26 protein-coding genes are annotated in these 24,512 nt (G+C 65.3%); 18 read left to right on the forward strand and 8 right to left on the reverse strand.

Annotated features, from left to right (window positions below):
- The first annotated feature begins 3 nt into the window (after nucleotides 1–3).
- From ACVILL_RS31535 to ACVILL_RS31550, 4 genes are all read left to right on the forward strand, one after another.
- Nucleotides 4–993 carry an MBL fold metallo-hydrolase gene (locus tag ACVILL_RS31535; protein ID WP_456732627.1) on the forward strand — a complete coding sequence of 330 codons (990 nt, stop codon included), beginning with the start codon at nucleotides 4–6 and terminating at the stop codon, nucleotides 991–993.
- A 217-nt stretch (nucleotides 994–1,210) separates the two neighbouring features.
- On the forward strand, nucleotides 1,211–1,879 hold the full coding sequence (locus ACVILL_RS31540; protein WP_456732628.1) for an FMN-binding negative transcriptional regulator: 669 nt from the start codon (nucleotides 1,211–1,213) through the stop codon (nucleotides 1,877–1,879).
- Nucleotides 1,876–2,853, forward strand: a complete 978-nt coding sequence (gene argC / locus ACVILL_RS31545) for an N-acetyl-gamma-glutamyl-phosphate reductase (RefSeq protein WP_456732629.1) — start codon at nucleotides 1,876–1,878, stop codon at nucleotides 2,851–2,853. The genes ACVILL_RS31540 and argC overlap by 4 nt, the downstream gene beginning before the upstream one ends.
- 14 nt (nucleotides 2,854–2,867) lie before the next feature.
- Nucleotides 2,868–3,461 (forward strand): class I SAM-dependent methyltransferase, encoded by a 594-nt coding sequence (locus ACVILL_RS31550; RefSeq protein WP_456732630.1) that lies wholly within the window; start codon nucleotides 2,868–2,870, stop codon nucleotides 3,459–3,461.
- 32 nt (nucleotides 3,462–3,493) lie between these two features.
- On the opposite strand, the gene ACVILL_RS31555 is transcribed toward ACVILL_RS31550, so the two are convergent.
- Both ACVILL_RS31555 and ACVILL_RS31560 read right to left on the reverse strand, forming a co-directional pair.
- The gene (locus ACVILL_RS31555; protein ID WP_456732631.1) at nucleotides 3,494–3,892 is read right to left on the reverse strand and encodes an MAPEG family protein; all 399 of its coding nucleotides are present in this window, start codon (nucleotides 3,890–3,892) and stop codon (nucleotides 3,494–3,496) included.
- Nucleotides 3,893–4,000: 108 nt separating this feature from the next.
- Complete coding sequence (locus tag ACVILL_RS31560; protein WP_456732632.1) at nucleotides 4,001–5,809, reverse strand: PHA/PHB synthase family protein; 1,809 nt, start codon at nucleotides 5,807–5,809, stop codon at nucleotides 4,001–4,003.
- 292 nt (nucleotides 5,810–6,101) lie between these two features.
- Between ACVILL_RS31560 and ACVILL_RS31565 the strand changes: the two genes are divergently transcribed.
- From ACVILL_RS31565 to ACVILL_RS31595, 7 genes are all read left to right on the forward strand, one after another.
- On the forward strand, nucleotides 6,102–6,389 hold the full coding sequence (locus ACVILL_RS31565) for a hypothetical protein (RefSeq protein WP_456732633.1): 288 nt from the start codon (nucleotides 6,102–6,104) through the stop codon (nucleotides 6,387–6,389).
- A gap of 214 nt (nucleotides 6,390–6,603) precedes the next feature.
- Nucleotides 6,604–7,824 carry an LL-diaminopimelate aminotransferase gene (locus ACVILL_RS31570; RefSeq protein WP_456732634.1) on the forward strand — a complete coding sequence of 407 codons (1,221 nt, stop codon included), beginning with the start codon at nucleotides 6,604–6,606 and terminating at the stop codon, nucleotides 7,822–7,824.
- 22 nt (nucleotides 7,825–7,846) lie between these two features.
- The gene (locus tag ACVILL_RS31575; RefSeq protein WP_456732635.1) at nucleotides 7,847–9,166 is read left to right on the forward strand and encodes a homoserine dehydrogenase; all 1,320 of its coding nucleotides are present in this window, start codon (nucleotides 7,847–7,849) and stop codon (nucleotides 9,164–9,166) included.
- An 80-nt stretch (nucleotides 9,167–9,246) separates the two neighbouring features.
- The gene (glpX, locus tag ACVILL_RS31580; RefSeq protein ID WP_076860011.1) at nucleotides 9,247–10,245 is read left to right on the forward strand and encodes a class II fructose-bisphosphatase; all 999 of its coding nucleotides are present in this window, start codon (nucleotides 9,247–9,249) and stop codon (nucleotides 10,243–10,245) included.
- Nucleotides 10,246–10,338: 93 nt separating this feature from the next.
- Nucleotides 10,339–11,058: a haloacid dehalogenase type II gene (locus ACVILL_RS31585; RefSeq protein WP_456732636.1), complete on the forward strand. Its 720-nt coding sequence runs from the start codon at nucleotides 10,339–10,341 to the stop codon at nucleotides 11,056–11,058.
- Between the two features lie 153 nt (nucleotides 11,059–11,211).
- A complete protein-coding gene (gene recJ / locus ACVILL_RS31590; RefSeq protein WP_456732637.1) occupies nucleotides 11,212–13,053 on the forward strand; it encodes a single-stranded-DNA-specific exonuclease RecJ in 1,842 nt (613 codons plus the stop codon).
- 17 nt (nucleotides 13,054–13,070) lie between these two features.
- Nucleotides 13,071–13,883: an SDR family NAD(P)-dependent oxidoreductase gene (locus tag ACVILL_RS31595; RefSeq protein ID WP_456732638.1), complete on the forward strand. Its 813-nt coding sequence runs from the start codon at nucleotides 13,071–13,073 to the stop codon at nucleotides 13,881–13,883.
- Nucleotides 13,884–14,088: 205 nt separating this feature from the next.
- Here the strand turns inward: ACVILL_RS31595 and ACVILL_RS31600 are convergent, their stop codons facing one another.
- Both ACVILL_RS31600 and ACVILL_RS31605 read right to left on the reverse strand, forming a co-directional pair.
- Nucleotides 14,089–15,318 (reverse strand): lytic murein transglycosylase, encoded by a 1,230-nt coding sequence (locus ACVILL_RS31600; protein ID WP_456732639.1) that lies wholly within the window; start codon nucleotides 15,316–15,318, stop codon nucleotides 14,089–14,091.
- A 55-nt stretch (nucleotides 15,319–15,373) separates the two neighbouring features.
- The gene (locus tag ACVILL_RS31605) at nucleotides 15,374–15,865 is read right to left on the reverse strand and encodes a MarR family winged helix-turn-helix transcriptional regulator (protein WP_456732640.1); all 492 of its coding nucleotides are present in this window, start codon (nucleotides 15,863–15,865) and stop codon (nucleotides 15,374–15,376) included.
- 155 nt (nucleotides 15,866–16,020) lie between these two features.
- On the opposite strand from ACVILL_RS31605, the gene ACVILL_RS31610 reads away from it, so the two are divergent.
- The 3 genes from ACVILL_RS31610 (at nucleotide 16,021) to ACVILL_RS31620 (ending at nucleotide 18,104) form a co-directional block, all read left to right on the forward strand.
- A complete protein-coding gene (locus ACVILL_RS31610) occupies nucleotides 16,021–16,500 on the forward strand; it encodes a carboxymuconolactone decarboxylase family protein (RefSeq protein WP_456732641.1) in 480 nt (159 codons plus the stop codon).
- Nucleotides 16,501–16,543: 43 nt separating this feature from the next.
- A complete protein-coding gene (locus ACVILL_RS31615) occupies nucleotides 16,544–17,050 on the forward strand; it encodes a cupin domain-containing protein (RefSeq protein ID WP_456732642.1) in 507 nt (168 codons plus the stop codon).
- Between the two features lie 160 nt (nucleotides 17,051–17,210).
- Nucleotides 17,211–18,104 carry a dihydrodipicolinate synthase family protein gene (locus tag ACVILL_RS31620; RefSeq protein WP_456732643.1) on the forward strand — a complete coding sequence of 298 codons (894 nt, stop codon included), beginning with the start codon at nucleotides 17,211–17,213 and terminating at the stop codon, nucleotides 18,102–18,104.
- 32 nt (nucleotides 18,105–18,136) lie between these two features.
- Here ACVILL_RS31620 and ACVILL_RS31625 read toward each other — a convergent pair whose 3' ends face one another.
- Nucleotides 18,137–18,364: a hypothetical protein gene (locus tag ACVILL_RS31625; protein ID WP_456732644.1), complete on the reverse strand. Its 228-nt coding sequence runs from the start codon at nucleotides 18,362–18,364 to the stop codon at nucleotides 18,137–18,139.
- A gap of 12 nt (nucleotides 18,365–18,376) precedes the next feature.
- On the opposite strand from ACVILL_RS31625, the gene ACVILL_RS31630 reads away from it, so the two are divergent.
- Nucleotides 18,377–18,769, forward strand: coding sequence for a tautomerase family protein (locus ACVILL_RS31630; protein WP_456732645.1), 393 nt, complete (start codon nucleotides 18,377–18,379; stop codon nucleotides 18,767–18,769).
- 48 nt (nucleotides 18,770–18,817) lie between these two features.
- On the opposite strand, the gene ACVILL_RS31635 is transcribed toward ACVILL_RS31630, so the two are convergent.
- The 3 genes from ACVILL_RS31635 to ACVILL_RS31645 all read right to left on the reverse strand — a co-directional run bounded on the left by ACVILL_RS31635 (nucleotide 18,818) and on the right by ACVILL_RS31645 (nucleotide 21,891).
- Entirely contained in the window at nucleotides 18,818–20,395 is a 1,578-nt protein-coding gene (locus ACVILL_RS31635) for a M23 family peptidase (protein ID WP_456732646.1), read from the reverse strand.
- A gap of 37 nt (nucleotides 20,396–20,432) precedes the next feature.
- Nucleotides 20,433–20,999 (reverse strand): elongation factor P, encoded by a 567-nt coding sequence (gene efp, locus ACVILL_RS31640; RefSeq protein WP_106326324.1) that lies wholly within the window; start codon nucleotides 20,997–20,999, stop codon nucleotides 20,433–20,435.
- A gap of 163 nt (nucleotides 21,000–21,162) precedes the next feature.
- Nucleotides 21,163–21,891: a hypothetical protein gene (locus ACVILL_RS31645; RefSeq protein WP_456732647.1), complete on the reverse strand. Its 729-nt coding sequence runs from the start codon at nucleotides 21,889–21,891 to the stop codon at nucleotides 21,163–21,165.
- Between the two features lie 242 nt (nucleotides 21,892–22,133).
- On the opposite strand from ACVILL_RS31645, the gene epmA reads away from it, so the two are divergent.
- From epmA to ACVILL_RS31660, 3 genes are read left to right on the forward strand one after another with little or no spacing between them, the layout of a single operon-like run.
- Nucleotides 22,134–23,186 carry an EF-P lysine aminoacylase EpmA gene (epmA, locus tag ACVILL_RS31650; RefSeq protein WP_456732648.1) on the forward strand — a complete coding sequence of 351 codons (1,053 nt, stop codon included), beginning with the start codon at nucleotides 22,134–22,136 and terminating at the stop codon, nucleotides 23,184–23,186.
- Nucleotides 23,183–24,274 carry a lysine-2,3-aminomutase-like protein gene (locus tag ACVILL_RS31655; protein WP_456732649.1) on the forward strand — a complete coding sequence of 364 codons (1,092 nt, stop codon included), beginning with the start codon at nucleotides 23,183–23,185 and terminating at the stop codon, nucleotides 24,272–24,274. Before epmA ends, ACVILL_RS31655 begins: the two co-directional genes overlap by 4 nt.
- Nucleotides 24,225–24,494 (forward strand): hypothetical protein, encoded by a 270-nt coding sequence (locus ACVILL_RS31660; RefSeq protein WP_456732650.1) that lies wholly within the window; start codon nucleotides 24,225–24,227, stop codon nucleotides 24,492–24,494. The genes ACVILL_RS31655 and ACVILL_RS31660 overlap by 50 nt, the downstream gene beginning before the upstream one ends.
- The last annotated feature ends 18 nt before the right edge of the window (nucleotides 24,495–24,512 follow it).

A 24,512-nucleotide genomic window follows, 5' to 3' on the forward strand; every position in this document is an offset into this window, starting at 1 on the left:
CAGATGGAATTGACCAGACGTCACGCTCTCGCCGGCGCTGCCGGCATCGCTGCCGCACCATTGTTGCCGGCAATCCCGGCCAAGGCAGCTTCGCCCGCGGCCGACAAGCAGGCGCCGAGCTTCTATCGCTACAAGGTCGGCGATATCACGGTCAGCGTGGTGTCCGACGGCAAGAACGTGTTCAAGCTGGAAGACGCCTTCATCCCGAATGCGAAGCGGGAGGATGTCAACGCGGCGCTGGAGAAGGCATTCATGCCGCGCGACATGGTGACGATCTGGTTCGCGCCGCTCGTGCTCAACACCGGCGGCAAGCTCGTCGTGATCGACACCGGCAATGGCGCGCTGGCGAAGGCCAGCACGAAGGGGGCCAACGGCCTGTTCGCCGATAATTTCATCGCCGCCGGATTCGATCCCAAGAATGTCGACATGGTCGTGATCTCGCACTTCCACGGCGACCACGTGAACGGCCTCTTGACCGCCGAAGGCACCCCGGCATTCCCGAACGCCGAGATCCTGGTGCCGGCGACCGAATGGAAGTTCTGGATGGACGACGGCGAGATGAGCCGGGCGCCGGCCGGCCGCATGCAGGGCCTGTTCAAGAACAACCGCAACATCTTCGAGGCCGGCCTTAAGAAGAAGGTCACGCCCTACGAATGGGGCAAGGAGATCGCGCCGGGCCTGACCTCGGTCGAAACTGTCGGCCATACGCCGGGCCACACCTCCTACGTGCTGGCCTCGGGCTCGGAAAAGGTCTTCATCCAGTCCGACGTCACCAACAATCCGAACCTCTTCGCGACCAACCCCGGCTGGCACGCGTTCTTCGACCAGGACGGCGACGTCGCCGAGAAGACCCGCCGGCGGATCTACGACATGGTGGTTGCCGAGCGGCTCCAAGTGCAGGGCTTCCACTATCCGTTCCCGGGTCTCGGCAATGTAGTGAAGGACGGCAGCGGTTATCGCGTCGTGCCGGCGCCGTGGAATCCGGTGATCTGAACGGTTTTTCTTGACGTCAACGGGGCGCGGCCTTATAGCCGCGCCCATGATCAACGCCGCGACCATCATCATCGCCCGCCGCCGCATTCTCGCGGTATGGGCGGTCGCTCGCGTTTAGACCATCGCCTCTGCCGCCGGACCTGATCCCGCGGCGCTCTCCTAAAAAAAGACACGCGGTTCGATCTGGCGGCTCCTTCGTCATGCAGGAGCTACGACCATGTATACGCCACCGCCTTTCAAGCCTGACCGCGCCGCGAGCCTCGGCTTCGCGGAAGCGCGCGGTTTCGGTATCGCCTGCGCGTGGCACGGCGGCAAGCCGATCGCCTCCGCGCTGCCGTTCTATCTGAGCTACGCCGCCGACGGCACGCCGCGGGCGCTGTTTCATGTTGCCCGTCACAATCCGCTGGTAAAGCTGGCGGATGGCGGCGTTCCCTGGCTGCTGGCCGTGAACGGCGCGGATGCCTATGTGTCGGCGGACTGGTACGTGTCGCCCGACCAGGTACCGACCTGGCTCTATCAGGCCGTGCATCTGACCGGGCCGGTGCGGACCCTGTCGGGCGCGGAACTCGCGGTTCAGATCGACGCGCTGACCGCCAAGTTCGAGGACCGGCTGGTGCCGAAGAAGCCGTGGGTTTCGGGCAAGATGACAGCGGCGCGGCTCGATGCCATGAAGAAGGCGATCGTGGGCTTCGAGATGACGGTGGAAGAGGTGGAGGGCAGCTTCAAGCTGAACCAGCACAAATCCGAGACCGACTATGCGGCGGTCGCGGGTCACCTGGGCGCGCAAGCGGATGCCGGCGCGCAACAGATCGCGCATCTGATGCGGCAGGCGCGGCCGGAAGTCTTTGCTATCAAAACGAACGAGCTCGAAAGGAGTGTGCCATGACCCTCACCGACACCAATCCAAACACCAAGAGCGGTGCGACCAAGGCTACCGTGTTCGTCGATGGCGGCTCCGGCACCACCGGTCTCGGCATCCAGGAGCGGCTCAATTCGATCGGCGACGTCGCGGTGAAGCACATCGCCGAGGACAAGCGGAAGGACGCCGGCGCCAAGCGCGCGCTGATGGAGGAGGTGGAGCTGGTGATCCTCTGCCTGCCTGACGAGGCCGCCAAGGAGACCGTCGCGCTGATCGATACCATGGGCAATGCCGCGCCGAAGGTGCTTGATGCCTCGACCGCGTATCGGGTCGCGCCCGACTGGGCCTATGGCTTTGCCGAACTCGCACCCGATCAGGCCGACAAGATCCGCAACGCGAAAAAGGTCTCCAATCCCGGCTGCTATCCGACCGGCGCGATCGCGCTGCTGCGGCCGCTCGTCGACGGCGGCCTGCTGCCGGCCGACTATCCCGTCACCATCAACGCGGTGAGCGGCTATTCGGGCGGCGGCAAGTCGATGATCGCGAGCTTCGAGGACGGCTCGGCGCCGGCCTTCCACCTCTACGGCCTCGGCTTCGAGCACAAGCACGTGCCGGAGATGCAGCTCTATTCGCATCTGACGCGGCGGCCGCTGTTCATCCCGTCTGTCGGCAACTACCGGCAGGGCATGCTGGTGTCGGTGCCGCTGCAGCTCGACGCGCTGCCGGGCAAGCCGACCGGCGCCGACCTGCAGGCCGTGCTGGCGAAGTGGTACGCCGGCAGCAAATACGTCTCCGCGATGCCGCTGCAGAACGAAGCCAGCCAAGGCGGGAAGATCGAGCCGGAAGCGCTCAACGAGACCAACCAGCTCGAGCTCTATGTCTTCGCCAGCGACAAGCATCGCCAGGCGGTGCTGGTCGCCCGCCTCGACAATCTGGGCAAGGGGGCCTCGGGTGCCGCGGTCCAGAACATGCGGCTGATGCTCGGGCTCTCCGACAGCTGACGGCGAAGCACATCGTGGACGACGCCACGCTGCAATTCTACCGGCGCAATGCCGAGGCCTATGCCGGGTGGGCGAAAGCACCGTCCACCCGGCTCATTGCCTTTCTCGAGCTGCTGCCGCCGGGCGGCGCGATCCTCGAACTCGGCTGCGGCGCCGGCAATCATGCGGCCGTCATGCTCGCCGAAGGCTTTGTGCTGCGTGCGACCGACGGTTCGCCTGAAATGGCTGACGTCGCCGCGCGCCGCATCAATCATCCCGTCGAGGCGATGCTGTTCGACGAGCTCGAGGATCGCGAGGCCTATGACGGCGTCTGGGCCAGCGCGTGCCTGCTGCACGTGCCGCGCGACGAACTGGCTGGCATCCTCGGCCGCATCCATCGCGCGCTGAAGCCCGGCGGCGCCTTCTACGCGAGCTACAAGATCGGCCATGGCGATGGCCGCGACAGTATCGGCCGCTACTACAATTATCCCGAGGCCGGCTGGCTGGCGGCGACCTACGCCGCGTCAGGGGCATGGACGCAAGTCACGTCCGACACCAGTGAGATCAAGAGCTTTGACGAGGCACCCGCGACAATGCTGCACATCGTCGTGCGCAAGAGCGGAGAATAGCGCCGGCGGTGTCGGCCGGCGCTGATTTGTACTCAGACGATCTTGAAGATCGCGAGCGCCAGCACGGCCTGGGCGAGGAAGCCGACCGTGAAGGCCAGGGTGCGGAACACCGGCAGGCCGAGCGTGTAGACGATCAGATGCGCGACGCGGGCCCAGAAATAGACGGCGCAGGCGAGCACCGTCCATTTGGTGGAGTAGTCGGCGGCGTTGAGGATCAGCACCAGCGGCGCGAAGATCACGAGGTTTTCGACCGCGTTGTCGTGAGCGAACATCAGCCGGTTGGCCCATTCGGCATGCGGCTTGTCGGTGCGCGAGGGGTTGTCCATGGCGCCGGAGAGGCCGCGCACCTGGCAGCGGTTGATGATGTAGGGGATCCACAACAGCCCGGTCAGGATCACCGTCAGCGACAGCCAGAACAGTTCGCGCGTCATCGTCTCCCCCTCACGTATTTCGATTCCCGACCGCCGGGACCGCTTGTTTATAGCTGAGCGGAAGACCTGACGCTACGCGAACACTTGACGCTAGGCGGAGACCTGGCGCTACGCGCGGACGCGGACGTAGCTGCCGGGGGCGTCCTCGAGCGCCTGTGTCCCGTTTGCGCCGACCGTGCGCGCCGGGACTGTCTCCGGATCATGGCTTTCCAGCCAGCCGCGCCAGTCGGGCCACCACGAGCCCTTGTGTTCCTCGGCGCCCTTCAGCCAATCGGCGAGCTTCATGTCCTTGATGTTGTCGTTGGTCCAGTACTGGTACTTCTTCGACGCGGGCGGATTGACCACGCCGGCGATATGGCCGGAGCCGGACAGCACATATTTCACCGGACCGCCGAAGAACTGCGAGCCGTACAGCACCGATTCCGCCGGTGCGATGTGATCCTCGCGTGCGGCGAGGTTGTAGACCGGCACCTTCACCTTCGACAGATCGAGCAGCGTGTTGTCGAGCACCATGGTGCCGGTCGACAGCCGGTTCTCCAGATAGCAGTTGCGCAGATAGTAGGAGTGGTTCGACGACGGCATCCGCGTCGCATCCGAATTCCAGTGCAGCAGGTCGAACGAGGAGGGCGCCTGGCCCTTCAGATAATTGTTCACGACATACGACCAGATCAGGTCGTTCGAGCGCAGCATGTTGAAGGCCATCGCCATCTTGCTGCCTTCGAGCACGCCGGATTCCTGCATGTCGCGTTCCAGCGCCGAGATCTGGTCCTCGTCGACGAACACCAGCAGGTCGCCGGCATGGGTGAAGTCGACCTGCGCGGCGAAGAACGTCGCCGACGTCACGCGCTGGCGGCGCTTCTCGGCGAGATAGGCGAGCGTCGAGGCGAGCAGGGTGCCGCCGACGCAATAGCCGGCGGTGTGCACCTTCAACTCGCCGGTGACCTTCTCGATCACGTCCATCGCCGTGAGCGGGCCTTCGGTCATGTAGTCGGCCCAGGTCTTCTTGCCGAGCTCCTTGTCGGGATTGACCCAGGAGATCACGAAAACCGTGATGCCCTGGTCGACGCACCATTTGACGTAGGATTTCTCGGGGCGCAGATCGAGGATGTAGAATTTGTTGATCCACGGCGGCACGATCAGCAGCGGCGTGCGCAGCACGTTCTCCGTCGCCGGCGAATACTGGATCAGCTGCATCAGCTCGTTCTGGTAGATCACCTTGCCCGGCGTCGTCGCCATGTTGACGCCGACCTCGAGATTGCTCGAATCGGACTGGCGAATCCGCAGCGTGCCGTGGCCGGCCTCGATGTCCTCGGCGAGCATCTTCATGCCGCGCACCAGATTGTCGCCGTTGGTCTCGACGGTGGCGCGCAGCACTTCCGGATTGGTCAGCACGAAGTTCGACGGCGCCAGCGCGTTGGTGATCTGCTGGACGTAGAACTCGGCCTTCTTGCGGGTGTGCGGATCGATCCCGTCGGCGTCGTGGACCAGCTGCTGCGCCCATTTCGCGGTCAAGAGGTAGAGCTGGAGGATGAAGTCGAAGAACTGATTCGACTTCCACTCCGGATCCTGGAAGCGCTTGTCGCGCGGCGCCGGCGCGATCGCGGGCTTGGCATCGGCTTCGCCGGCCATGCGGCGCACCGCCGAGCCCCAGAGATCGAGGTAATCCTTGCCGAGCTGCATCTGCAGCGAGGAGGCGCGCTCCTTGTCGGACAGCCAGTACTCGGCGATCACGCTGAAGGTCTTGATGACCTCGCCGAGCTCGTTCGGCGGTTTGTCGCGGACTTCCCCGGTCTGGCGCGGCTTGAGATAGGCTGCCAGCGCCTGGCCGCTGCTCTCCATCGCCCGCGCGATGTTCATGGCGAAGGCTTCGGCGTTGAATTTCGGGGCGGCTTGGGTATCGGTAGTGACGTTGCTCATTTCGGGGACAATATCGCGTCGTTTGGAGGGCGTCATCGCGCGGTGCGGCAACGAAAATCAGTCAAAATGCGGCGTTTCATTCTGTTGCAGTGCGAGAAAAAATCTTTCTTCTGTCATATTGAAGCCTCAGGGGTCGCTTTTGGTGTTCCCGCTTTAAGCGTTTCGAGCGACAATGGTTTGAAACGGCTGAAGCCAGGATTAACGCAGCGGGGACGCTGCAAGGCTCGTACCAGTGCGACCCGTGTCGGCAACGTGCGACGTGCGCGCTAGCTTGTTGGGGACAATTCGGCGCATGCCGATCGATAAGATGAACAGGGGGCTCGCGGCCGCAATGCTGCTCGCGTCATTGGTGGCGCTGAGCGGGTGCTCGAGCACGATTGCCGATATGACGATGCCGGCCGACGCACCCGCGCGGTCGAAGGATGCCGGCGGCTATCTGCCGGTCCATGATCTGCCGCCCGACCGCGCCGATCCGACCATCAAGCCGGCGGATCAGGCCAAGATCGAGCAGGAGCTGATTGCCGCACGCGATCGCCAGGCATCAACGGGGGCCTCGACGGCCGCCCAGAGCGGGAAGTGAGCGCACGGGATCGGACCGATCAGCGCTGGCGCCGCCCGGTGTCCGTGCTAAAAGAAACCCGGTTCAACCGCAGATCCGGCCGCAGCCCCCAGATCGTGCGCCTGAATTCGCTCTAAATCATTGATTCAGCGCGATTTCTGCAAGAGGCCGTGCCGGCTTCCGCTAGCAACCAAGGGGGCGATTCTGGCGTCGCGGTTGTCGGAGCAAGGGTCCCATGGAAGATTTTTACCGCATTCGCCGCCTGCCGCCTTACGTCTTTGAAAAGGTCAACCAGGCCAAGGCGGCCGCGCGCAATGCCGGGGCCGACATCATCGACATGGGCATGGGCAACCCGGACCTGCCGACCCCGCCGCATGTGATCGAAAAGCTCAAGGAAACGCTGGGCAAGCCGCGGACCGACCGCTACTCGGCTTCGCGCGGCATCAACGGCCTGCGCAAGGCCCAGGCCGCCTATTATGCGCGCCGCTTCGGCGTCAAGCTCAACCCCGATACCCAGGTGGTGGCCACCCTCGGCTCGAAGGAGGGGTTTGCCAACGTCGCGCAGGCGATCACCGCGCCCGGCGACGTCGTGCTGTGCCCGAATCCGAGCTACCCGATCCACGCCTTCGGCTTCCTGATGGCGGGCGGCGTGATCCGCTCGGTGCCGTCGGAGCCGACCCCGCAATTCTTCGAGGCGGTCGAGCGGGCGATCATCCATTCGATCCCGAAGCCGATCGCGCTGATCGTCTGCTACCCGTCGAACCCGACCGCCTATGTCGCAGACCTCGACTTCTACAAGGATCTCGTCGCGTTCGCGAAGAAGCACGACATCTTCATCCTGTCCGACCTTGCCTACGCGGAAGTTTATTTCGACGAGGACAAGCCGCCGCCGTCGGTGCTGCAGGTGCCCGGCGCGATCGACGTCACCGTCGAATTCACCTCGATGTCGAAGACGTTCTCGATGGCCGGCTGGCGCATGGGCTTTGCGGTCGGCAATGAGCGGATCATCGCAGCGCTGGCGCGGGTCAAATCCTATCTCGATTACGGCGCCTTCACGCCGGTGCAGGTGGCGGCGACAGCGGCGCTGAACGGCCCCGACGACTGCATCCGCGAGATGCGCGACACCTACCGCAAGCGCCGCGATGCGCTGGTCGAGTCATTTGGCCGCGCCGGCTGGGACATTCCGCCGCCGCAGGCCTCGATGTTCGCCTGGGCGCCGCTGCCCAAGGCATTCGAGGCGGTCGGCAGCATGCAGTTCGCGACCCTGATGGTGGAGAAATCCGGCGTCGTGGTGTCGCCCGGCGTTGCGTTCGGAGAGCATGGCGAAGGCTTTGTCCGCATCGCGATGGTGGAGAACGAGCAGCGCATCCGGCAGGCCGCGCGCGGCGTGCGCCGCTTCCTTGAAAGCGGCATCGAAACGTTGCACAACGTCGTTCCTCTCGCCAACCGGCGCTAATCCTTCCAGGTTGCTAAATCTCATGGTTGCACCCCTGAACGTGGGCATAGCGGGGCTCGGCACCGTCGGTGCCGATGTCGTCCGCCTCATCGAATCGCAAGGACGCGCGCTGGCCGAACGCAGCGGCCGACCCGTTCGCGTCGTCGCCGTCACGGCGCGCTCGAAAGCCAAGAAGCGTGGCCTCGATCTCGACGGCATCGCCTGGGCGAAGAGCCCCGAGGCGCTCGCCGAGGATCCCAACGTCGACTGCTTCGTCGAACTGATGGGCGGCGCCGGCGATCCCGCGCTGTCAGCGATCGAGACCGCGCTGAAGGCCGGCAAGTCGGTCGTGACCGCCAACAAGGCCTTGATTGCCAAGCACGGCCTGCGTCTGGCCGCAGCCGCCGAGAAGCACGGCGGCGCGCTGAATTTCGAGGCGGCGGTCGGCGCGGCGATCCCGGTCATCAAGACGTTGCGCGAGGGCCTCGCCGGCACCAGCGTCAACCGCGTCTATGGCATCCTCAACGGCACCTGCAACTACATCCTGACGCGGATGGAGCAGGAGGGCCTGTCGTTCGAGGAATGCCTGAAGGACGCCCAGCGTCTCGGCTATGCCGAAGCCAATCCGTCGTTCGACGTCGATGGGCACGACACCGCGCAGAAGCTCGCGATCCTGGCGAGCCTCGCCTTCGGAACCAAGGTTGCCGAAAGCGCGGTCTACGTCGAAGGCATCTCCTCGATCACGCCGGAAGATCTCAAGGCCGCGTCGGAACTCGGCTACCGCGTCAAGCTGCTCGGCGTCGCGGTGCGCACGGCAAAGGGCATTGAGCAGCGCGTGCACCCGACCATGGTGCCGAAATCATCCTCGATCGCGCAGGTGATGGGCGTCACCAATGCCGTCGCAATCGACGGCGAGGGGATTCCGCCGATCACGCTGGTGGGCCCGGGCGCCGGCGGCGGCGCGACGGCCTCGGCCGTGGTCGCCGACATCGCCGACGTGGCCCGCGGCATCCGCGCCAAGCCGTTCGGGCGTCCGGTGGAGCGGTTGCGCGACACCACCAAGGCGCCGATGGAACGCCATGAAGGTGGCTATTATATTCGCCTGATGGCGCGCGATCTTGCAGGCACTGCCGCAACAATCGCCACCCGGCTCGCGGAACAGAAGATATCTCTGGAATCCATCGTGCAACGGCACCCGGATGGCGTCGATGTGAATGGCGCGGCCAAAAAACCTTCACCGGTTCCGGTCATTCTGATTACCTATGCGACCAGCGAGGATGCCGTGCATCGCGCGCTGGCCGCAGTGCAGCGCGATAAGGTCATCAGCGGCCGGCCGCAGGTGATTCGGATCGAGAAAAATTAGCGCATGGCCTGAACGGGTCGGGCGTGAGACGATTGATGCGGGCAGGCTTGGCCTGTCCCAGAGGCTTAAGGAGTACGCTGATGTCGACCCATATTTCCGTTCCGCCGCAGATGCTGCTCGAGCGCATCCTGACGCTCGAAATCGTGCGCGTGACGGAGCGCGCGGCAGTGTCGGCCGCGCGGCTGCGCGGCCACGGCCAGGAGAAGGCCGCCGACAAGGCCGCGGTCGACGCGATGCGGCGCGAGCTCAACAAGCTGCCGATCGAAGGCACCATCGTGATCGGCGAGGGCGAGCGCGACGAGGCGCCGATGCTGTTCATCGGCGAGAAGGTCGGCCTCAATGCCGGCCCGAAGGTCGACATCGCGGTCGACCCGCTTGAAGGCACCACGCTGTGCGCCAAGAACATGCCGGGCTCGATCGCCACCATGGCGATGGCCGATGGCGGCACGCTGCTGCACGCGCCCGACGTCTACATGCAGAAGATCGCGATCGGCCCGGGCTTCGCCAAGAACGTGATCGAGCTCGACGCGCCGCCGGCCGACAACGTCCGCCGCCTCGCCAAGGCCAAGGGCGTCGACCCCACCGCCATCAACGTGCTGGTGCTCGACCGTCCCCGCCATGCCGACATCATCAACAGCGTGCGCTCGACCGGCGCGGCCGTGCAACTGATCACCGACGGCGACGTCGCCGGCGTTATCCACTGCGCCAAGCCCGATGAGACCGGCGTCGACATGTATATCGGCACCGGCGGCGCGCCCGAGGGCGTGCTGGCGGCGGTCGCGCTGCGCTGCATCGGCGGCCAGATGCAGTGCCGCCTGATCCTCGACACCGAGGAGAAGCGCGAGCGCGCGCACAAGATGGGCGTCACCGATCCGAAGATGATCTACGGCATCGAGGACATGGCACGGGGTGACTGCCTGTTCGCCGCCACCGGCGTCACGACAGGCTCGCTGCTGACCGGCGTGAAGTTCAAGAAGGACGTGATCGAGACCGAGACGGTCGTGATGCGCTCGGTCACTGGCACCGTGCGCTACATCAAGGCCGAGCACCGCCAGCTCGAGAAATTCCACCTCGACTAAGCCGGGCGAAGATACGATCTCCGTCATTCCGGGTTCGATGCCTCGCATCGTCCCGGAATGACGAACCAACAAGAACAACAAAGGGAGACGCGCATGTCAGATCTTTCCGGGGTCAAGGCACTGGTGTTCGACGTGTTCGGCACGGTGGTCGATTGGCGCACCAGCCTGATCAACGACTTCACTAAATGGGGCGAAACGCGCGGCATCGAGGCTGACTGGACCGCGCTGGTCGACGGCTGGCGCGCGGTCTATGCGGCCTCGATGGACGAGGTGCGCAAGAACCCGCAGAACGGCTACGTCATCCTGGACGTATTGCACCGCCGCTCGCTGGAAAAACTCGTCGCGCAGTTCGACATCAAGGGGCTGAGCGAGGCCGATCTGCAGCATCTGACGCTGGGCTGGCATCGCCTGCACGCGTGGCCCGACAGCGTCGCCGGCCTGACCCGGCTGAAGACGAAATACATCATCTCGCCGCTCTCCAACGGCAACGTCGCGCTGCTCACCAACATGGCGAAGTTCGCGGGCCTGCCGTGGGACCTCGTGATGTCGGCCGAACTGTTCGAGCACTACAAGCCCGACCCGGAAACCTATCTCGGCGCCGCAAAGCTGCTCTGCCTGCCGCCGGAGCAGGTGATGATGGTCGCCGCGCATAATTACGACCTGAAGCACGCCCAGAAGCTCGGCCTGAAGACCGCCTTCGTGGCGCGCCCGGCCGAGTATGGCCCACTGCAGAAATACGATTTCGAGGCCACGGGCGAGTGGGACATCGTGGCCAAGGATTTCGGGGAAATCGCCAGCCGGATGGGCTGCTAGAACTGGCCTGCGATTCATTGAACCGCTACGATTCCTTCCGGACGCATCGGCCCTGATTGGATCGGGACCGATGTTCCGGATTTTTGTTTGACGCGTTTTCTTCACGCGAACCGGTGTCCACTTCGCTTGAAAACGCCCTGTTCGGAAGGAATCATGACGCTCCACGCATCCGCATTGCCCGTCGAGGCGCCGCCGGCGTTCCTCGGTGTGACGCGGTCGCTGACCGGAAAGCTCTGGCGCGACCGGCTGGATGCCCGCGGGGCGGCGCGGGCGCTCGCGATCGTGCAGCGCTATCAATTGCCGGAGATGCTGGCGCGCGTGCTGGCGGGGCGCGATGTTGGGATCGACGAGGTTCCCGACTTTCTCGACCCGACCATCCGCAAGCTGATGCCGGATCCTCACACGGTCACCGAGATGGAGACTGCGGCCAGGCGCATCGCGGATGCCGCGATGCGCGGCGAGAAGGTTGCGATCTTCGGCGACTATGACGTCGACGGCGCGACCTCGGCGGCGCTGCTGACCTGGCATCTGCGCCATTGCGGCCTCGATCCGCTGATCCACATTCCCGACCGCATCTTCGAGGGCTACGGGCCGAATGTCGACGCCGTCCGCGCGCTGGCGGCCAAGGGCGCGACGCTGCTGGTCACGGTCGATTGCGGCACCACCAGCATCGAGCCGCTGGCGGAAGCGAAGAAGCTCGGGATGTCGGTCGTCGTGATCGATCATCACCAGACCGGCGATGAGTTGCCCGAGGTCGACGCGCTGGTGAATCCGAACCGGCCCGACGATCTCTCCGGGCTCGGTCATCTCGCGGCCGTCGGCCTCGTGATGGTGACGTTGGTCGCGGTGAATCGCGAACTGCGCCAGCGCGGCTTCTGGACCGGCGAGATGCCGGAGCCGGACCTGCTCAGCGTGCTGCATCACGTCGCGCTCGGCACGGTCGCCGACGTCGCGCCGCTGATCGGGCTCAACCGGGCGTTCGTCGCCAAGGGCCTGATCGCGATGCGCCGTCGCGACCATGTCGGCCATACCGCACTGATGGATGTGGCGCGGCTCAACGGGCCGCCGGAGGCCTGGCATCTCGGCTTCATGCTGGGGCCGCGCATCAATGCCGGCGGCCGCATCGGGCGCGCCGATCTCGGCGTCCGGCTGCTGCTCGAAGGCGATGTCTCCGAGGCCGCGCGGATCGCGGCCGAGCTCGACCGCCTCAACAACGAGCGGCGCGTGATCGAGCAGGCGGCCGAGGCGCAGGCCGAAGCCGAGGCGCTGGCCTCGCTCGGGCTCGAGGACAAGGGCGCTGTCATCGTCACCGCGGCGGAGGGCTGGCACCCCGGCGTGGTCGGGCTGGTCGCGGCGCGGCTGAAGGAGAAGTTCGCGCGTCCCGCATTTGCGATCGCGCTCGAGCCGGGCGGCATCGGCACCGGATCGGGCCGCTCGATCGGCGGTGTCGATCTTGGCAAGGCGGTGCGGCAGGCGGTGCATGACGGCCTGCTGATGAAGGGCGGCGGGCACGCGATGGCGGCGGGCGTCACGCTGCGCAAGGAGAAGCTCGCCGAATTCCGCGCCTACATGGAGAGCGCGCTGGCCGCCGACGTCGCCAGCTCGCGTCACGAGAACGAGCTGTTCATCGATGGCGCGGTGACCGCGCGTGCGGTGACGCCGGAATTCGCCGCCACGCTCAATCGCGCCGGTCCGTTCGGCAGCGCCAATCCGGAGCCGGTGATCGCGCTGCCATCGCATCAACTGGTCTATGCCGACGAGGTCGGGCAGGCGCACTTAAGGCTGCGCTTCAAGTCCGGCGACGGTTCCATCGTCAACGGTATTGCATTCCGCTCGGTTGGACAGAAGCTCGGCAGCGCCTTGACGCAAAATCGCGGCCAGCAATTGCACGTAGCGGGCTCTCTTGCGGTGGACCGTTGGCAAGGCACCGAACGTGTGCAATTCCGTGTCCTCGACGTCGCGGTCCCCGATCAGGGCCCGACGGTGATCCGATAAGAAACGTTGGAGAGGACATGTCAGGACGGGTGGAAGGCAAGGTCGCGCTGGTGACCGGCGGCGCATCGGGTATTGGTGCCGCGATCGTGGAGTTGCTGGCGCAGGAGGGCGCGACGGTCATTGCGACCGATATCGACGAGCTGAACGGGCCCGAGCTCGCTGCACGCCTGACCAAGGCCGGCCGCAAGGTGAGCTTCCTGCAGCAGGACGTCACCAGCGAGGAGCGCTGGAGCGAAATCATCGGCGAGATCGGCAAGCGCCACGGCCGCCTCGACATCATGGTCTCGAACGCCGGCATCGGCATCGCGGTGCCCTCGATCGTCGACATGACGCTTGCGGATTGGCGCAAGCAGACCGCGATCAACATCGACGGCGTGTTCCTGTCGGTGAAGCACTCGCTGCCGCTGATGCGCAAGCGTGGCGGCGGCTCCATCGTGATGATGTCGTCGCTGGCCGGCCTGCGCGGCGCGGCGAACCTGTCGGGCTACAGCGCGACCAAGGGCGCGGTGCGGCTGTTCGCGAAGTCGATCGCGATGGAATGTGCGCAGGTCAACGACGGCATCCGCGTCAACTCGGTGCATCCCGGCATCATTGATACGCCGATCTGGGGCAAGATCCCGACCGGAGCGTCGGGCGCCGGCCAGAACGCGCCGATCGATCCGGAGGAGCGTGCGAGGTTCGCCACGCCGCTCGGCCGCGCCGGTCATGCGATCGAGATCGCGCAGGGCGTGCTCTATCTCGCCTCGGATGCGTCGCGCTATGTCACGGGCAGCGAGCTCGTGATCGACGGCGGCATGAATGCCGGCGGCGTGGTGCGGCAGCCAACATAGATTTCCGTCATTGCGAGCAAAGCGAAGCAATCCATGGTGCCGCAAGCGGAGAGATGGATTGCTTCGTCGCTGTCGCTCCTCGCAATGACGGTGAGTGGTCAGTTTGTAGCCCGCGTTTGTAGACCGCATGAGCGTCGCGATATGCGGGAAACACCTTCCCGGGTGTCGCTTTCGCTCACCCGGGCTACGCGGATCGCAAGGATGGCTAGCCGCCTTGCCGTAACCGCGCCAGCACCTTGAGCCCGCCGTAGCCATCGGCGGGCAAGAGGCCCGCCTTGTTCTGAAAATCCTTGATCGCCTTCATGGTGTCGTTGCCGACGCGGCCGTCGGTGCCGCCGGTGTCGAAGCCGGCCTTGGTCAGCCGCGTCTGCATCTCCTGCACCTCGGCGAGCGTCAGCGCGCGCTCCGAGCCGGGGAAGGGCTGGATGAAGGGCGGCCCGCCGAGGCAGCGATCGCCGAGATGGCAGATCGCGAGCGCATAGTTCATCGAGGGATTGTAGCTCTTCACCGAATTGAAGTTCGGGCCAAGCAGGAAGGCCGGGCCGCCGGCGACGGGAATCCAGAGTTGTGCCGATGCGTTCGGCAGCGGAAACGGCTGGCCGTCGGCTCTGACGACGCCGGCGCTGGCCCAGGCGGCATAGGTGCGGCTGCCGCCGGCGCCGCCACCAGGTGCGCGGACCTCGTAGCCCCAGTGTTCGCCGCGGTGCCACTTGCCGCGATTGACGAGATATTTTGCGGTCGAGCCCAGCGCGTCGTCGGGCCGGCCGAACGGCGAGACCTTGCCGTCGCCGTCATAGTCGAAACCGACATTGAGCCAAACCTCCGGCATCCACTGCGAATGGCCCATCGCGCCGGCCCAGGAGCCGTTCATCTCCTCAGGCGTGCTCCAGCCGCGCTGCACGATCTTCATCGCGTTGATCAGCTCGGTCTCCCAATAGGCCTTGCGGCGCGGCTCGTTCCAGGCGAGCGCCGCGAGCGAAGGAAACACCGGCGTCATGTGGTTCTGCTGCACCAGCGGATCGCCATAGGCGGATTCGACGCCCCACAGCGCGAGCAGTGTGCCGCGCTCGACGCCGAAGTCACGTTCGATCCGGCCGAACAGCGCCCGATTGTTCTTCAGCGCTTCCTTGCCGTGGATGATGCGCCAGTCGGAGACGCGGCGGTTGATGTACTGCCAGATCTGCTCGTGGAATTCCGGCTGGTTGCGCATCTGCCTGAAGACGCTCATGTCGGGCTCGACCCGCCCCATGCAGCGATTCCACGTCGCCTCCGAAATGCCCTTTGCCAATGCGCGAGCGTGGAAATTGTCGCGCCACTGGTCGAAGCCGGGAGGGGCTGCGGCAAGGGCGCTGAGCGGATTGGTGAGCAGCAGGCCCGCGGTGAGGCCGGTCTTCAGGACGGTGCGGCGGGACTTTGGAGAATCAAGCTGTTTCATCGGGCTAGTCTAGCGGCGCCGATCGGGTGAGCCAAAAGTCACGCCGCCGCAGGGGCTATGTATCCTGCAAATCTATGGCGATTTTTGACAGCCATTGCCGCACCACCTCCTCTGACCTTGCGTCGAGACCGGCGGCGAGCCGGCGCTCCTGGGCCTGGGCGATGTGGCGGCACTTCTCCAGCAGCCTGGTTCCATGGCTGGTCAGGGTCCATTGCAGCACCCTGCCATGGACGGGGTGCGGCGTCTTGTGGATCGCGCCGTCGCGCTCGAGGTTGCGGATGATCACGCTGACGGTTTGCGGCGTCAGGATCGCGACCCGGGCCAGCTCGGCGCCTGACAGGCCCGGATAGGCCTTCAGCATGGTGAGCACCACGAATTGCGGCGATGTGACGCCGAGGCTCCCCAGCTCGCGCTCCATCGACAGCCGCGAGGCGCCGTGCGCCTGGCGCAGCAGATAGGCGAGGTAGCCCTGTTCGCCGCGTTTGCCTTCGCCGGGCGGCGGGACCGGTGAGCCGAGCAGGGCGTCGGCGGCCGATCCTGTCCCCATCTTGCCTGCTGCCGTTTTCCCCGCGGGCCGGCGACCGGCGCCAGATTTCCCTGGTTTCTGCATTCCCGCCATGTTGCCTTCGCCAATGTCCGCGTCTTGCTCAATATCAGAGCTCTGATAATGTATCAGTACACTGATAACATGAGGCCAGGCCGATGTCACATGCCCGCAAGGAATATGCCGATTTCGAGAAGCTCGCCCCCGACGTGTTCGCGGCCGTGCGGGCACTGGGCCAGTTCGCCGCGAAAGCCGGCCTCGACAAGCAGCTGCTCGAGCTGGTCAAGCTCCGCGCCTCGCAGATCAACGGCTGCGCCTTCTGTGTGCAGTATCACATCCTGCAAGGCGAGAGCCTCGGCGTGCCTGTCGACAAGCTGAACCTCGTCGTGGTGTGGCGCGACGCGCCGCAGTTCTCGGCCCGCGAGCGCGCGGCGCTGGCCTGGACCGAGGCGCTGACCACCTTGCCGAGCGGCGTCAGCGACGAGGTCTATGCCGAAGTCGCCGCCGAATTCTCCGAGCAGCAGCTGACCTATCTGACCTCGGCGGTCGCATCGATCAACGTCTGGAACCGGTTCGGCGCGGCCTATCGCTGGACGCCGCCGCCGCGCCGGCAGCGCGCGGACGCGGTTGCTTCGTAGGAGTAAAGACCGATCAAACGGCAAATGACAGGGGAGACGATCGATGACCTCGATGACGATGACACCATCCTTTCCATTCGCGCGGCCGCCGCGGCCGGTTGCGCTGGCCGTGGTCGCAGGGCTGGCCTCGGCCTTCGTGATCGGCAAGGCATTGCCGATCCCGATGGATGCGATCTCCTCGGTGATCGCGCCGCTGTGCGCGAGCGCCAACGCCGCGTCGCCGCTCGACAAGGTCGAGGTCATCACCTCGCATGCGCTGCCCAACGTGCCGGGCAAGCGCGTCACGGTGGTGCGCGTGTTCTACGGTCCGGGCGGCTTCACGCCGCCGCACCGCCATTCCGGCTCGGTGACGGCCTATATCACCAAGGGCGAGATCCGCTCCCAGCTCGGCGGCGGGCCGGTGGAGACCTTCCATGTCGGCCAGTCCTTTTTTGAGCCGCCGGGCTCGACCCATATGGTCTCGGCCAATGCCAGCACCACGGAGCCGGCGGAACTGATCGCGGTGTTTGTGGCGGACGAAGGCGCGCAGCTGACGACGATGCTCGAATAGCCGCCGGCAACGGTCGAGTCCCGCGAACCGCCGGTCACTGGACCAGTTTGCTGTGAAGTCTGCAGCAAACTGGCCCTTGCAACCGGGACAGCGCGCGGCGATGACGACAGGAGCGCGATTTGTTCCCAATCGCGCGACGGTCATTGAAGAGGAGCAACCGATGGTCGATCTCAAGGGGCTTTCTGCCTTCCCGATCACGCCCTCGAACCGGGACGGGCAGGTCGATGCGGGAGCTCTTCGCGCATTGCTGGAGCCGCTGGTTGCGGCGAAGGTGGATTCGATCGGGCTGCTCGGCAGCACCGCTTCATATCCGTATTTCAGCGGCGAGGAGCGGCGGCGCGCCGTGCAGGCGGCCGCCGCGCTGACGGACGGCAGGACACCGCTACTGGTTGGTGTCGGCGCGCTACGCACCGACGATGCGGTAAGGCTGGCGCAAGATGCCCGTGATGCCGGCGCGGCGGCCGGCCTGCTGGCGCCGGTTTCCTATACGCCTCTCACGGATGATGAGGTCTTCGAGCATTTTCAAACCGTGGCGCGCGAAAGCCGGTTGCCGATCTGCATCTATGACAATCCGGGCACGACGCACTTTCGATTCACGCCGGCGCTGGTCGGACGTTTGAGCCGTGTGGAGGGAATCGTCGCGGTGAAGAGCCCCGCACTGGATGCTTCCGCCCTGGCGGGGCACATCGCAGAATTGCGCGCGGTTACCCCGAGCGACTTCTCTCTGGGTTACAGTGCCGACTGGAATTGCACGGAGGCGCTGCTGGCGGGCGGCGAGACCTGGTACAGCGTCCTCGCAGGGGTGTTCCCGAAGGTCTGCCTCGAGATCGTCCGTGCCGTGGCAGGTGGTGATGCCGGCAAGGCGCGGCAGCTCGACGCGCGGCTGCAGCCGGTCTGGCAGCTGTTCAAGACATTCTCGAGCCTGCGGGTCGCTTACGCGATCGCCAACCTCAAAGGCATCTGCGCGGCCGAGCCGCCGCGTCCGATCCTGCCGTTGCCCGCGGACGTGCAGAAGAAGGTCGGTGACGTGTTGGCCGGCATGGAGCTCGCTTGATCGCGTGATCTGGAATTCAGATCGCTGCGATCTCAGATAACAATTATCCTTTTGCCGTGCGGCGTGCTCAAACAACCTGAGAGAGCGCGATTCAATTCGCGTTGAAGGCCGGCACAGAGATCGGCGAGCGGGCGCAGCAATATCCAGGACATCGAACGTGATGGAGAACGGATCACCTCCGCTCCAGTCGGCTCGCCGTGCGTGGGGCAACTGATCGCCGGCAGTTGCACCGAAGCCAATATTCTCGGCAGGTCGAGCAAGGAGCCTCCAACATGCCGTTTCTGCGTTTTGATTTGATCGAGGGACGAAGCGATGCCGAGATCCAGCGGCTGCTCGACGTCACGCATGAGGTGCTGGTCGAAACGCTCCACGTGCCGCCGCGTGACCGCTACCAGGTCGTCCACGTTCATCCGCGATCGCGCGTCATCGCGCTCGATACCGGGCTCGGTATCGGCCGGACCGACAAGCTTGTGATGCTGCAACTGACCAGCCGCCCGCGCGACAAGGCGTTGAAGCTGGATTTCTATCGCGTCCTCGCCGAGCGGCTATCGCCGGCCTGCGGGATTGCGCCGAGCGACCTCGTCATCAATTTCGTGATCAACGGCGACGAGGATTGGTCGTTCGGGATGGGGCGGGCGCAGTTCATCACCGGCGAACTGACGTAAGCCGCGCATCAAGCATACGTGCCGGACACGATCGCAGGCACGGCTTGGCTAATTGCCGCCGCCTTCCTGGGTGTCGATGCGGTGCACGACATCGTCGGACAGGGCGTGCGCCACCGAGGCCGCGGTTCGGGGCTCCGGTCCGATCTCGCGGCCGTGGCCGCGGATCAGCCGCTCATAGGACGACACCAGCGTAGTGTAGGGATTGACCCACAGCCAGCCGTCGCGCGTGAACACCTGCACGTCGAAATGCAGATGGCGTGACGTGCCGTTGGGATGGTCGAGATAGTTCGAGACCACGCCGATCTTCTCGCCCTCGCTGACAACGCGGCCGTTGAGCAGGCCGTCGGCGTCCATCACGGACGGGTTCATGTGCATGTAGCGGAAGCGAACGTGCTCTGTGCGGGTGTTGACCTGCAGTGTCGCGGCCTGCTGCTGCGCCGAGCGGATCACGATGCTGTCACGCACCGCGACGACCGCCTGCCGCCTTGGATCGCAACTGGTCCCGCCGTCAGCCGGACACGCGCCGGGCCTGATATCCTGGCCCTGATGGCCGTAGCCGCTCGCGCATTGGCCGACCTCGAAGCTGCGCGCCTCGCAGAAATTGTCCTGCCAGGGATACTCGTCGAGCCGCCCCCGCTTCGGAAAGGATTGCGAATGCGCGAAGGCCGGCGCCTTCGCCAGCGGAAAGCGGATCTGCGAATAGACCGTGAAGTCGGCGCGGCCGCCCGGCTGCCTGCGGCCGCCGCTGCCTGCGACGATGTCGCCGCTGGGATGATAGGTGAAGTCGGCCGACCGCATGACCGGCCGCTCCGCGATGGTGGCGGTGATGTCGCTGCGCGGCCGCGACGGCTGGCCGCCCGCAATGCGCAGCGCCTTCAGGAAGCGTTCGGCAACGAGAGTGGCCTCGCGGCAGGCCAGCCGCTTCGGCCGCGGCGCGCTGTCGAGGCATTGGATCGAGACGACATAGGGAATCCCGAAGCGGGTGAAGGCGTAACGGACATAGCCCTCGCGGATGAAGCGGCGGATGTCCGGAAACTGCGCGGCCAGCGCCTTGACCGATTCGCCTCTGCCGGCGAGCCGGTCGGCGAGATCGTAGACCAGGATCGAGCCCGAGATCTGCACCTCGACCGGTTTTGCAAAGGTCCGCGGCGGCATGCCGTCGCCGGCGCCGGGGTCGAGCGAAAACACCGCGTCATAGCCGGACGCGCCGGCATGGAACACATCGGCCGCGTTGAAGTCGGCCTGATAGCGCGCGACCGGCAAGTTGATCGATGCACCGCTTTGCCGCGCGTCGAGATAGCTGGCGGGGTCGAAAGGCAGCAGCACAGGGATCGGGCTGCGCGCAATGCCGGGAAACAGCGGCGCTGTCACCGCGTTCAGCTGCACCAGCGCCGGCATCGCGCGCGGATCGGTGGCGGGGACGCTGCGTCGGCCGGCGAAGGTGAAGTTGGCGGCGATCGCCGGGCGGGTCGCGATCTCCTGCCGCAGCTGGTCGACCACGGCACGCCACTCGACCCGCATGGCGGTGATCGACGGCGTTTGGAATTCGTCGGCAAGAGCGCCGGGAGGAGGCGAGAGCAGGGCTGCCAGCCAGCAACTGATGAAGCTGACCACCTTCCTGTTCACTGCACCCCCCGGCTGATGTCTCCAGCGAGACTAGCGCTCAATCCTTGGCGCGTTCGACGTACGAACCGTCCTCGGTCATGACGACGATGCGCGTCCCGGTCGAAACGTGCGGCGGCACGCCAGTGCGGATGCCGTTGGACAGCACCGCGGGCTTGTACGACGACGAGGCGGTCTGCCCCTTGGTCACGGGCTCGGTCTCGACCACTTCGAGCGTCACGCGCTGCGGCAGCTGGATCGCGACCGGATTGCCGTCGTGCATCGACAGCTTCACGGTCATGTTCTCCTGCAAATACGGCGCAGACGAACCCACGATCTCCTTGGAGACCTGGACCTGGTCGTAGTTGTCGTTGTTCATGAAGTGGAAGCCGTCGCCGTCTTCGTAGAGGTAGTTGTAGTTGTGGTCCTCGACGGTGGCCTTCTCGACCTGGTCGGTGGTCTTGTAGCGCTCCGAGACCTTCACGCCGTCGCCGATGCGGCGCATTTCGATCTGGCTGACCGGGGTGCCCTTGCCGGGATGAATGTTTTCGGCTGAAAGGACCACATAGAGCTTGCCGTCCTGCTCGATGACGTTGCCCTTGCGGATGGAACTGGCGATGACTTTCAAAGGTGTTTTCCTGAATTTGAGAGCCGGGGGCGCAAACCGGTTCGGCAGCCCCTCGGCCATGGCGGCGATTTCGGGCTGCAACATACTGATTTGTCCCTGAAATGCCAGTCTTTTGCGGCCAATTTCGGCGGGTTGCCAACCGTTCTGGCAGTGCCAACGGGTGCTATTTTCGGGCCGGATCGGGCATTTTCAGTGCCGCCTGGTTGTGCCCTGCGAAGCTCTCGGGAACCGAGAATGTTCCCGCTTTCAGGTCGTAGAGGCAGCGCCAATCCTCGACCCAGGGAAACGGCGTGTCCTCGCCCTGGATGTCGAACGACAGGCCGATCACGAGGTAACGGCTATCGGGCCAATGCTGGCCGAGCCAGGCGTAGTTGTCCTCGAGCCCCTTGATCAGGCCGACCTGCATATGGTCGAGCGAGTAGGGGTCTTGGGGGTCGTGCCGAACGCCCGTGGCGGCAGGCTGGGTGAAGAAATAGTCCCAGGCGGCATCGCCGAGCGGCTTTGCGGTTGCCGGCGCGAACCGGTCGCCGTTGCGCTTGTAGAGGAAGAGCGTCTGAACCCCCGCGCCAAGCTTCTGCATCCGCACCAGCCACTGGCTGTCAGGGCTGAAGAGGAAGCCGGCCTGGTATCCGGCCTGATCGGTGGTTTCGCCCTCATTGAGGAGCGAGGCGTGCTTATGGTTTCGGTCGAAGGTCCAGAACTGAAACAGCAGGCCATCATCGCCCATGTCGCGCGCATACTGCTCAAGCCGAAACTTGCCATCCGGAGAGATGAACGTGGGCGCATCGGTGACGCGCTTGAACGGCTTTCCAGGGCCGTCGGCACTGGCCGGCGTCAGCAACGTCAATCCAAGCAGCAATGTGCATCCAGCGGTTCGCAATCGGCGGAACATGGCTTGATCCGTTCCAGTTGAACTGGGTGTGGGACGTTGGGCCACCCGCTCAGGTTCAGCCGAGGCTGCGCATGGACAACGCCAGCATCTTTCGACAAGAAGGGATCAGCTTCGCCGCGGGGCGCGGAGATCAAGGTCGTGTGGACCATGTATTTGTGTGGAATCAAGCATTTGTGCCCAACTCTTAAGTGGGGGCGATGGCTTGTTGATGTGGAATCCGCGGCCGCCGGGGCGGCCGGGCGATGACGGCTCATCGCAAGCCTTCGCCGTGGTGGACGCCGTCCCGCTACGCTGACCGCAGGCCGTTCCTGCAGGCGCGGACCGCGATCACGCGGGCGCTCCGGGCCTGGTTCGAGGAGCAGGGATTTGCCGAGATCGAGACCGCCATCCTGCAGATATCACCGGGTAACGAGACGCATCTGCACGCCCCCCGGACCGAGCTCAGGCAGGCCGATGGCTCACGCACGACGCGCTATCTGCGCACCTCGCCGGAGTTCGCCTGCAAGAAGCTGCTCGCGGCCGGCGAGCCGAAGATCTACGAGTTCGCGCGGGTGTTCCGCGATCGCGAGCGGGGCGACCTGCATCTGCCCGAATTTACCATGCTGGAATGGTACCGCGCCAATGCCGGCTATGACGCCATCATGGCCGATACGATCGTCGTGATCGCCCATGCGGCGCAGGCGACCGGGATCGGTCGGTTTTCCTTTCGCGGCAAGCTGGCCGATCCGTTTGCCGAGCCGGAGCTGTTGACCGTCGCCGCTGGCTTCGAGCGCTTCGCCGGCATCGATCTGCTGGCGACGATCTCGGGCGGCGAGGGCGATCGCGCGGCGCTGGCCTCGGCAGCGCGCGGGCGGGTGCGAATCGCGGACGACGATACCTGGTCGGACATCTTCAGCAAGGTGCTGGTCGAGCATGTCGAGCCCAATCTCGGACAGGGCCGCCTGACGGTGCTGTTCGAATATCCGTCGCCGGAGGCTGCCCTGGCGCGCACCAAGGCGGGTGAGCCCCGCGTCGCCGAACGCTTCGAGGTCTATGCCTGCGGCGTCGAGCTTGCCAACGGCTTTGGCGAGTTGACCGATGCGGCCGAGCAGCGCCATCGTTTTACCGCCGATATGGACGAGAAGGAGCGCCGTTACGGCGAGCGCTATCCGCTCGACGACGATTTCCTTGCCGCGGTTGCCGAGATGCCGGAAGCCAGCGGCGTGGCGCTCGGCTTCGACCGGCTGGTGATGCTGGCGAGCGGCGCGCCGCGAATTGATCAGGTGGTCTGGACGCCGCCTGCAGGAGAGCCATGAACAGGATCGATCCCAAACTGGCGGCAACGCTGCGACAGCCGCGCGAGCTGGTCGATGCCGGCCTCGCGCCGGTCGCCGCCCTTGCCGAGCTCGAACAGGTGGCTGCGCGCTACGCGGTCGCGGTGACGCCGGAGCTCGTCGCGCTGATCGATCCGGCAGATCCCGCCGACCCGATCGCTCGGCAGTTCATCCCGAGCGCCGACGAACTGGTGGAGCAGCCGGGCGAGAACGCCGATCCGATCGGCGACGATGCCCATTCGCCGGTCTCAGGCATCGTGCATCGCTATCCGGACCGGGTGTTGTTCAAGCTCGTCCATGTCTGCGCGGTCTACTGCCGGTTCTGTTTCCGGCGCGAAATGGTCGGGCCGGGCAAGGCCTCGGCGTTGTCTGAGGACGCCTACCGTGCGGGGCTCGATTACATCGGTAGTCATCCCGAGATCTGGGAGGTCATCCTTACCGGCGGCGATCCCTTGATGCTGTCGCCGCGCAGGCTGACCGAGATCATGGCCGATCTCGCCGCGACCGATCACGTGAAGATCATCCGCCTTCACACCCGTGTCCCGATCGCCGATCCCGAACGCATCAGTCCAGAGATGATCGCGGCGCTGCGCGTCGAAGGGGCTGCAACCTGGATTGCGATCCACGCCAACCATCCGCGTGAACTGGGCGCCAATGCCCGCGCGGCATGTGCACGCCTCAGTGATGCCGGCATTCCGTTGGTCAGCCAGTCGGTCTTGCTGCGCGGCATCAATGACGATGCTGCGACGCTCACGGCGCTGATGCGTGCCTTCGTCGAATGCCGGATCAAGCCCTATTACCTGCATCATGGTGACCTGGCACCCGGCACCGCGCATTTGCGCACCACGATCGAAGCCGGGCAAGAACTGATGCGGGCGTTGCGCGGGCGGGTCTCCGGACTCTGCCAGCCGGATTATGTACTCGACATCCCCGGTGGCCACGGCAAGGCGCCGATCGGCCCGACCTATTTGTCGCAGCCAGCTTCCCGCGAATGTGAAGATCCCGCGGAACGGCGGTACCGTGTCGTCGATTATTGCGGTGACGTTCATCTGTATCCGCCCCAATCCTGAGGCGGTGGTGGGCGAGGCCGGGGACGGACGGCAGGAGCCGCCCAAGGACGAGGGCAACCGCAGTATGGAAAATGCTGTGATGTTCGGCTTCTTTGTGGTGCTGGCCGCCGCGGCAATCTGGCTCCTTGGCACGATGGCCGATATACGGAAGGTACAGGATTGCGCAGCGCAAGGACGACGCAACTGTGCTACCGTCGAGGTGCCGGAACGGGCGCGATAGGGTTGAGAAGCGGAGACG

The sequence above is a fragment of the Bradyrhizobium sp. USDA 3364 genome, from assembly GCF_054056355.1.